Consider the following 8901-nt stretch of genomic DNA (forward strand, 5'->3'; position numbering starts at 1 on the left):
GGCATGGCGGATCGCAAGCGGGGCACTGAATGAGCACCTCCATCCGCTACCTGCGTCTCTATATGCACCTGCCCGGCAGCATGGGCGGCGGGCGGCGGGCGATTGGCTACCTGTCGCAGTACGGCGATATCTTGCGGGTTTCGTTCGAAGACAGCTATATCAACGATCCCCAGCGTCCGCTGCTGTCGCTGAGCTACCAGGGCGCCAGCGAAGCCGACACCCAGCGCATCCTGCATGCCGCGCGCGATGCCCGCCTAGTGCGCACCGATGGGCGCTGGCCGGTCTACTTTCAGAACCTGCTGCCCGAGGGCCATAACCGCCAGCGCCTGGCCGCTGAGCGGGGCTGCTCGCCCGATGATGAGTTTGAACTGCTGGCCGCTGCCGGCCACGACCTGATGGGCGCGCTGGAAGTGGAGCCGGTGCCGCGCGATGAGGCTATTCCCGACGTGGTGCGCCACTGGCACACCTCGCAAGGCCTGGATGTGCTCGAGCCCGGATTTGTCGAGTTTCCGGTTGCCGATGCCGCATCGCTGCCGGGCATCGTCACCAAGTTCAGCGCGGTGCAAGACGGACGGCGCTACACGGTGCGCCGCCGTGGCGCGGCCGGCAGCGTGATCCTGAAACTCCCCAGCACCCAGCATCCCGATCTGGTCGCCAACGAACACAGCTGCTACCAGCTGTGCCAGGCCTTGGGGTTGACGACGGCCGATGCGCAGATCATCAGCCGCGCCCAGGCCGATCTGCCCGAGCACCTGCCGTTTGACGAGATCTTGGCCGTGCAGCGCTTTGACCACCTGCCCGACGGCACCCGCGTGCACATGGAAGAGTTCAACCAGGCCCTGGGTTACGCACCCCGCCACAAATATGGCAAGGGCCTGCAGCAGGACTGGCCGACGATGCTGCGCGTGCTCGATCGCCTGAGTGCCCAGCCGGTGGCCGACACCCGCGAGTTCCTGGCCCGCACGGTAGCGGCCATCCTGATGGGCAATACCGATGCCCACCTGAAGAACTGGGCGCTGGTCTATCCCGATGGGCGGCAGCCGCGTCTGGCGCCGGTTTATGACTGTGTCTGCGTCGCCGCCTTTTTTGATGGCTCCGCCCCGCAGCAGTACGCCGTCAACAAAGCCATTGACAGTACCATGCGCGCGCTGCGCTGGGATGATGTGGCCGCCTTGCTGAAGAGCGCCGGCCTGCTGCGTGTGCCGCGCCATATCAGCCTGCTCAAGGAGATGGTGCGGCAGGCGCAGAGCAGCTGGCCCGCCTTGCTGGCCCAGGCCCCTGCGGGCATGGCCACCGTGGTGCAGCAGCGTTTGCGCGGCGGGGTCGCTATCGCCGCGCTGTAATCCGGCAGCGGGCGTATTGCCCGACTGCCTGTCGCTTGTATGTCAGGGTTTGCCCCAGGGCAGCGGCCAAAAGCGGTATGCTCCACGCTTGCCTGTTGCTGGAGCCTGTGCTGTGCTGCCTTTTGAAGTTGAAATTCCCTTTGTCAGTCACCTGGGCTTTAGCTTGCACCGCTGGGAAGACGGCGAGGCGGAACTGCATTACCGGGCCCGGCCCGAACACCTCAACAGCTATGAGGTGACGCATGGCGGGGCCTCGATGACTTTGCTCGATGTGACGATGGCCCATGCGGCCCGCAGTGCCATCCCCGGGAGTGGCGCAGTCACTATCGAGATGAAGACCAGCTTCATGGCGCCGGCCAAAGGCGCGTTGGTGGCCAAGGGCAAGCTGCTCTCACGCAGCAGCCGTATGGCCTTTTGTGAGGCCTGGCTGTATGACGAGCAGGGCGCCTTGTGCAGCCATGCCACGGGTACCTTCAAATACGTGATGCCTGAGGTCGTGCAGTCTTTGCAGGCGGCCAAAAAGCAGATCAAGACGGACTGATTCTCGCGCTTGCGCAATGCTGCGCTAGCGCGCAGCTGGGCCTGTGGCCACTGTCCCCAGGCCCTCGAATAGATGGACAGAACATGCCAAAGCCTTCTTCAACGGTAGACCAGCTGAGCTGGTCCTTCCTGCCCTTCACGGCGCTCAATCTGCAGCAGCTGTATGACCTGCTGCATGTGCGCTGCCAGGTCTTTATCGCCGAGCAGGTCGCCTTCCAGGACCTGGACTACAAAGACCAGGATGCCTGGCACCTGCTGGGGCGTGATGCGCAAGGCGTGCTGCAGGCCTACGTGCGGGTGCTGCCTCCGGGCCTGGCCTATGCAGAACCCTCGATTGGCCGTGTAGCCGTCATGCAGGCCATGCGCGGCACTGGTGCTGGCTGGGAGTTGATGCGCCACGCGATGGCGGAGACGGACCGGCTCTGGCCCGGTTCGGCCATCCGTATTGGCGCGCAGGCCTATTTGCAGAAGTTCTACGAAGGCTGCGGGTTCAACGTCGTCTCCGAGCCCTATCTGGAAGATGGCATTCCTCATCTGACGATGCTCTACCCGGGCAAAGCCCAGGCCGTGGAAAGCGCGACTGTATGACCAGCAAACACCCCAAAATGCGGGTGGTCCGCCATGGCTGAGGCCGGCATGCAACCGGCCTCGCTGAACCAGGGCCTGCCCATGCCCGAGCGCCGTCTTGCAATGCTGGTTATCGTGCTGGGCCTGATTGTGGCCGTGCTCGATGGCAGCATCATGAACCTGGCACTGCCCACGGTCGCCAAACAGCTGCAGGCATCGCCCGCCGAGTCGATCTGGATCATCAATGCCTACCAGCTGGGCACCCTGGGCCTGCTTCTGCCCTTGGCTGCGTTGGGTGAGCGCATTGGCTACCGCAAGGTCTACCTGGTAGGCCTTGTCTGTTTTACCCTGGCGTCGGCCGTTGCCATGCTGGCCCAATCGCTGTGGCTGCTGATTGCGGCGCGGGGACTGCAAGGCATGGGTGCGGCGGGGGTGATGGCCGTCAATGCCGCACTGGTGCGCTTGACCTACCCAGCTGCCAAGCTGGGCAAGGGCATGGCGCTCAACTCGCTGGTGGTCGCGATTTCATCGGTGGCCGGTCCAGGCGTTGCGGCGCTGATTCTGTCGGTAGCCAGCTGGCCCTGGCTGTTTGCCATCAATGTGCCTCTGGGCATTCTGACCTTGTGGCTGGGCCGCAAGGCCTTGCCCCGCAACCCGCAGCAGTTGCTGGATGCCCCACATGCCAAGCTGACTCCCATCGATGTGGTGCTGAATTTTGCAATGTTCTCGCTGGTGTTTCTGGGCGCCGAACGCATTGGCGCGCGCCATGACATGCAGGCGGGTGGCTCTGCCGCATCGGGCTGGTTCATGCTGGGCCTGGGCTTGCTGCTGGGGGCCTGGTATGTGCTGCGCCAGCGCAAGCTGAGCCTGCCTTTGCTGCCGCTGGATCTGCTGCGTATTCCGGTTTTTGCACTGTCGATGGGGGCATCCATCGGCGCCTTTGCTGCACAGATGCTGTCCTTTATCGCGCTACCTTTCTTGCTGCTGGACGCACTGCAGCGCAGCCACTTTGCGGCGGGCATGCTGATGACGGCCTGGTCGGTCGCCATCGTGATGGTGGCTCCGCTGGCTGGCCGGCTGATTGGCCGGGTGGAAGACGGTCTGCTGGGTGGCATCGGCATGGCGATTTTGGCGCTGGGCCTGCTCAGCCTGGCGCTGCTGCCGGTCGACCCGAGTGATCTGAACATCGGTTGGCGCATGGCCTTGTGTGGCCTGGGCTTTGGGCTGTTCCAGTCGCCCAACAACCACACCATCGTGACCTCCGCACCGCTGGCCCGTGCCGGCGCTGCCAGCGGCATGCTGGGCACGGCGCGGCTGACCGGGCAATCGCTGGGTGCTGTGCTGGTGGCCATCATCTTCACCTTGTGGCCGGTGGCCAGCGGCCATGGCACGACGGTGGCGCTGTACCTGGCAGCCGGCTTTGCGGCGATGTCGGGCGTGTTCAGCAGCTTGCGCCTGCGGCATTCAGCGCATTAAGGGGCTTCAGGGCGCATTGGGCGGCGGTGGGGCAGGGGCCTGTTGCGCCTCGGCTTCCGCCCGGTGGCGCATGCGGCGCCGCGCGGGCGTGCCGGCGATGAACAGCAGCAAACCCAGCGGCAGCGCGCCGTACAGCAGCAAGGTGAAAACAGCACCCAGCAGGCTGCTCTGCGGGCTGGCCGCCTCGACCACCGCCATCAGCACCACCACATAAAGCCAGGCTATCGCAATCAGGTACATGCCCTGGAATTTACCCGAACTTGCTGCCCACCAGCACACGGCTGCCATTTTTTGCGCCTAAGATGCGCACAAGCCCGTGCCATGCATGGAGCCTGTTTAGGGAGACGACGATGACGCAGCAACCGTATTGGGGACTGGGCAGTGACCAGCTCCAGCAACTCAGCCAGATGACCCAGCAATGGATGGAGCGCATGCAGTCCTTGCAGACCATGGCATCTCCCTTCAATGCCGTAGGCGCACCCAAGGGCCTCAGTGCCGGGCTGCCGGGGCTGGGGGCCTTGCCAGGCGGCACGCCACCGATCAGCTTTGACATGGAAAAGCTCCAGTCCATCCAGGCACAGTACGCACAAGCGGCCTTGGCGCTGTGGACCGAAGGCGCCAAAGGCGAGGTGGCCCTGCCCAAGGACCGGCGCTTTGCTGGCGAGGCCTGGCAGCAAAATCCGGTCTCCAGCTTCACCGCCGCCAGCTATGCGCTGCATGCCAAAACCATGATGGACATGGTCGATGCGGTCCAAGGCGACGAGAAAACCCGGGCCCGAGTCCGCTTTGGGGTGGAGCAGTGGCTGGCGGCCACGGCGCCCAGCAACTTCCTGGCCTTCAACGCCGAAGCGCAGAAAAAGGCGCTGGATACCCAGGGCCAGAGCATTGCCCAGGGCCTGCAGAACATGCTGGCCGATATACGCCAGGGCCATGTCTCGATGACCGACGAGTCGCTGTTCGAGGTGGGCCGCAATGTGGCCACCAGCGAAGGCGCGGTGGTCTTCCAGAACGAGCTGTTCCAGCTCATCGAATACAAGCCGCTCACCACCCAGGTCTATGAGCGGCCAATGCTGTTTGTGCCGCCCTGCATCAACAAGTACTACATCCTCGATCTGCAGCCCGACAACTCGCTGATCCGCTACAGCGTGGCCCAGGGCCACCGTACGTTTGTGGTCAGTTGGCGCAACCCGGATGCCAGCCTGGGCGACAAGGGCTGGGACGACTACATCGGCAGCGCCGTGCTGGAAGCGATCGAGGTGGTCAAGGCCATCTCCGGCAAGCCCCAGATCAACGCGCTGGGCTTTTGCGTGGGCGGCACCATGCTGGTCAACGCGCTGGCGGTGCTGGCTGCGCGCGGCGATGACTCGGTGGCCAGTGCCACCTTGCTCACCACCTTGGTGGATTTCAAGGACACCGGCATTCTCGATGTGTTCATCGACGAGAACTTCGTCAAGTTCCGTGAGCTGACCATGGGCCAGAACGGCCTGATGCCCGGCCAGGAACTGGCCTCGACCTTCAGCTTTCTGCGCCCGGTGGACCTGGTCTGGAACTACGTGGTGGGCAACTACCTCAAGGGCGAGACGCCGCCGCCCTTTGATCTGCTGTACTGGAACAGCGATTGCACTAACCTGCCTGGGCCGTACTACGCCTGGTATCTGCGCAATTTCTACCTGGAAAACAAGCTGGTGCAGCCCGGCGCGCTCAGTGTCTGCGGCGAAAAGCTCGATGTTGGCAAGATCGACATGCCGATCTACATCTATGGTTCGCGCGAAGACCATATCGTGCCGATTGGCGCGGCCTACGCATCCACCCAGGTGCTCGGGGGCGACAAGCGCTTTGTCATGGGCGCGTCGGGCCATATCGCCGGTGTCATCAACCCGCCGGCCAAGAACAAGCGCAGCCACTGGCTGCGCGACGATGGCCAGTTGCCTGCCGATATCGACGCCTGGATCGATGGCGCTGACGAACTGCCCGGCAGCTGGTGGACGGACTGGAGCCAGTGGCTGGCCCAGCACGGCGGCAAGAAAGTGGCGGCGCCCAAAAGCTATGGCCGCGCGCGCACCGAGTACCGCGAACTGGAGCCTGCACCCGGAAGCTATGTGCAAGCCAAAGCCTGAGCAATCAGGGCTCCCGGCGCTCACCGCCCGATTGTCATTGCGGGGGTGGTCATTCAAATGCTGCAGTGCAATAATCAGCACCGCAGGGCCGTCTGAGACAACGGCATCCGTGCCATTTTGAAAAGGAAGAATCATGGAAGACATCGTCATCATTTCCGCCGTGCGCACGGCAGTGGGTAAGTTTGGTGGCTCGCTGGCCAAAGTGCCGGCGACGGACTTGGGGGCCACCGTTATCCAGGAAGCACTGGCACGCGCCAACGTGGCAGCGGACCAGGTCGATGAAGTCATCATGGGCCAGGTGCTGGCCGCTGGTGTGGGCCAGAACCCCGCACGCCAGGCGATGATCAAGGCCGGTGTGGATAAAAAGACCCCGGCGCTAACCATCAACGCGGTCTGCGGCTCGGGCCTGAAGTCGGTGATGCTGGCGGCACAGGCCATTGGCCAGGGTGATGCCGAGGTCGTCGTGGCCGGTGGCCAGGAAAACATGAGCCTCTCACCTCACGTGCTCAACGGCTCGCGTGACGGCCAGCGCATGGGCGACTGGAAGATGAGCGACACGATGATTGTCGACGGCCTCTGGGACGTGTACAACCAATACCACATGGGCATCACCGCCGAGAACGTCGCCAAGGAATTCCATATCGACCGCGACAAGCAGGATGCCTTTGCACTGGCCAGCCAGCAAAAGGCAGCGGCCGCGCAGGACGCGGGCAAGTTCGATGAAGAAATCGTCACCGTGCAGATTCCGCAGCGCAAGGGCGACCCGGTGGCCTTCAAGGCCGATGAGTACATCAACCGCAAGACCAATGGCGAGGCCCTGGCCAGTCTGAAGCCCGCTTTTGACAAGGCCGGCTCGGTCACGGCCGGTAATGCCTCTGGCCTCAACGATGGTGCTGCCGCGCTGGTGATTGCCAGCGGCAAGAAGGCCAAAGAGCTGGGTGCCGAGCCGCTGGCTCGTATCGCTGGCTTTGCCACCGTGGGCCTGGACCCCAAGATCATGGGCATGGGCCCCATGCATGCCGTGCGCAAGGTGCTGGCCAAGACCGGCTGGAAGGCCGAAGAGGTCGATCTGTTCGAACTCAATGAGGCCTTTGCAGCCCAGGCCTGCGCGGTGAACCAGGAGCTGGGTCTCGATACCACGAAGGTCAATGTCAACGGCGGCGCGATCGCCATCGGCCACCCCATCGGTGCATCCGGTGCGCGCATCCTGGTGACCTTGCTGCACGAGATGAAGCGCCGTGGCTCCAAGCGCGGCATCGCTGGCTTGTGTATTGGTGGCGGCATGGGCGTGGCATTGGCAGTCGAACGCGCCTGACCTTTAGCCCCTGCGCGTCATGAGCAGCCGCCTCGCGAGGCGGTTTTTCTTTGCCTTAAGGCGATGCCGATCCGCGTGGCGCAATACTCACCCTGCGCGTTCGGAGCCGATGAAGCCAACGCTCCCGAATACCTGACTATGGCGGTGTACTTCGTGATAGGGTTTCCGATGATGGGGCGCGCAAACGCGCAAAACCGCGCAGAGATTGGGCGCGTTTCTGTTGCAATCCTCTTTGGAAATCACCGAAATTTATAGGTACTGCAAGAATTTGTTCGCTTGGCGTAAACGAGCGTTTCTGCGCACAGTTTCTTGGTTACAGTGCTAGTGCACAAGCATGTCAAGCAGAACCAAGGAGATGTGAATGAGTCAAAAAGTGGCCTACGTAACCGGCGGTATGGGAGGCATTGGGACGGCCATTTGCCAGCGCTTGCACAAAGATGGATTCAAGGTGATTGCGGGCTGCGGACCCACACGCGATTTCCAAAAATGGCTCGGCGAACAAAAGGCGCTGGGCTATGAGTTCCACGCCTCTGTTGGCAATGTCGGTAATTGGGAATCCACGGTAGAAGCCTTCAGCAAGACCAAGGCTGAGCATGGCAGCATCGATGTGCTGGTGAACAACGCCGGCATCACCCGCGACCGCATGTTCATCAAGATGACGCCCGAGGACTGGCAAGCGGTGATCGAAACCAACCTGAACTCCATGTTCAACGTGACCAAGCAGGTCGTTGCCGACATGGTGGAAAAAGGCTGGGGCCGCATTGTCAACATCAGCTCCGTCAACGGCGCCAAGGGCCAGGCGGGCCAGACCAATTACTCGGCCGCCAAGGCGGGCATGCACGGCTTCTCGATGGCCTTGGCCCAGGAGTTGGCAGGCAAGGGTGTCACCGTCAACACGGTCAGCCCTGGCTATATCGGCACCGACATGGTCAAGGCCATCCGCCCCGATGTGCTGGAGAAGATCGTCGGCACCATCCCGATGAAGCGCCTGGGTGAACCAACCGAGATCGCTGCGATCATTGCCTGGCTGGCATCGGAAGATGGCGGTTATGCGACCGGCGCTGAGTTCTCGGTCAATGGTGGTTTGCACACCCACTGATCGCCGCAGCAGCTACCCATGAAAAACGCGCCTTTCGAGGCGCGTCAGACTGCTGACAAACCCACCCATAAAACGGTGGGTTTGTTCATAATGGGCGATGCTTAAAGAACCAAGCGCCTACCAGCATGAGCTGGAGATGGTGACACTTGAATCGCTGGTACCCGCCGAACACCTGGTGCGCAAGATAGACAAGGCCATTGACCTGTCGTTCATCCGCGAGCGGGTTGCGCACCTGTACTGCGCCAACAATGGCCGCCCCGCGATTGATCCAGTGATGCTGTTCAAGCTGCTGCTGCTCGGTTACCTCTTTGGCATTCGCAGTGAACGCCAGCTCATGCGCGAGGTGCAAGTCAATGTGGCTTACCGCTGGTTCTTGGGACTGCGCTTGACGGACAAAGTGCCCGACGCCTCCACCATCAGTCAGAACCGCAGACGCCGCTTCGC

General features: G+C 62.7%; 9 protein-coding genes. 8 read left to right on the forward strand and 1 reads right to left on the reverse strand.

The genetic code is table 11. From position 1 onward, the window contains the following. Positions 1-29 precede the first annotated feature (29 nt). The 4 genes from LPW39_RS16000 (at position 30) to LPW39_RS16015 (ending at position 3926) form a co-directional block, all read left to right on the forward strand. Positions 30-1343, forward strand: a complete 1314-nt coding sequence (locus LPW39_RS16000) for a type II toxin-antitoxin system HipA family toxin (protein WP_230777259.1) — start codon at positions 30-32, stop codon at positions 1341-1343. A 112-nt stretch (positions 1344-1455) separates the two neighbouring features. Next, complete coding sequence (locus LPW39_RS16005; RefSeq protein ID WP_230777262.1) at positions 1456-1884, forward strand: PaaI family thioesterase; 429 nt, start codon at positions 1456-1458, stop codon at positions 1882-1884. An 83-nt stretch (positions 1885-1967) separates the two neighbouring features. Further along, positions 1968-2471 (forward strand): GNAT family N-acetyltransferase, encoded by a 504-nt coding sequence (locus tag LPW39_RS16010; RefSeq protein ID WP_230777270.1) that lies wholly within the window; start codon positions 1968-1970, stop codon positions 2469-2471. A gap of 33 nt (positions 2472-2504) precedes the next feature. Next, complete coding sequence (locus LPW39_RS16015) at positions 2505-3926, forward strand: MFS transporter (RefSeq protein ID WP_230777272.1); 1422 nt, start codon at positions 2505-2507, stop codon at positions 3924-3926. A 6-nt stretch (positions 3927-3932) separates the two neighbouring features. Here the strand turns inward: LPW39_RS16015 and LPW39_RS16020 are convergent, their stop codons facing one another. After that, positions 3933-4214, reverse strand: a complete 282-nt coding sequence (locus LPW39_RS16020; RefSeq protein WP_230777273.1) for a hypothetical protein — start codon at positions 4212-4214, stop codon at positions 3933-3935. 62 nt (positions 4215-4276) lie between these two features. Between LPW39_RS16020 and LPW39_RS16025 the strand changes: the two genes are divergently transcribed. From LPW39_RS16025 to LPW39_RS16040, 4 genes are all read left to right on the forward strand, one after another. After that, positions 4277-6043 (forward strand): PHA/PHB synthase family protein, encoded by a 1767-nt coding sequence (locus tag LPW39_RS16025; RefSeq protein WP_230777282.1) that lies wholly within the window; start codon positions 4277-4279, stop codon positions 6041-6043. 133 nt (positions 6044-6176) lie between these two features. Further along, positions 6177-7358, forward strand: coding sequence for an acetyl-CoA C-acetyltransferase (locus LPW39_RS16030; RefSeq protein ID WP_230777284.1), 1182 nt, complete (start codon positions 6177-6179; stop codon positions 7356-7358). Between the two features lie 361 nt (positions 7359-7719). Next, the gene (gene phbB / locus LPW39_RS16035; RefSeq protein WP_230777286.1) at positions 7720-8457 is read left to right on the forward strand and encodes an acetoacetyl-CoA reductase; all 738 of its coding nucleotides are present in this window, start codon (positions 7720-7722) and stop codon (positions 8455-8457) included. A 97-nt stretch (positions 8458-8554) separates the two neighbouring features. Further along, a partial coding sequence (locus LPW39_RS16040) for a transposase (RefSeq protein WP_230777288.1) occupies positions 8555-8901 on the forward strand: 347 nt, incomplete at its 3' end.

The organism is Comamonas koreensis (assembly GCF_021026195.1).
GTDB classification, from domain to species: domain Bacteria; phylum Pseudomonadota; class Gammaproteobacteria; order Burkholderiales; family Burkholderiaceae_C; genus Comamonas; species Comamonas koreensis.

Coding starts and splice junctions, on each gene's coding strand:
- LPW39_RS16020 (WP_230777273.1), bottom strand. CDS start 4,214: ATGGCAGCCGTGTGCTGGTGGGCAGCAAGTTCGGGTAAATTCCAGGGC.
- phbB (WP_230777286.1), top strand. CDS start 7,720: ATGAGTCAAAAAGTGGCCTACGTAACCGGCGGTATGGGAGGCATTGGG.
- LPW39_RS16015 (WP_230777272.1), top strand. CDS start 2,505: ATGGCTGAGGCCGGCATGCAACCGGCCTCGCTGAACCAGGGCCTGCCC.
- LPW39_RS16030 (WP_230777284.1), top strand. CDS start 6,177: ATGGAAGACATCGTCATCATTTCCGCCGTGCGCACGGCAGTGGGTAAG.
- LPW39_RS16000 (WP_230777259.1), top strand. CDS start 30: ATGAGCACCTCCATCCGCTACCTGCGTCTCTATATGCACCTGCCCGGC.
- LPW39_RS16025 (WP_230777282.1), top strand. CDS start 4,277: ATGACGCAGCAACCGTATTGGGGACTGGGCAGTGACCAGCTCCAGCAA.
- LPW39_RS16010 (WP_230777270.1), top strand. CDS start 1,968: ATGCCAAAGCCTTCTTCAACGGTAGACCAGCTGAGCTGGTCCTTCCTG.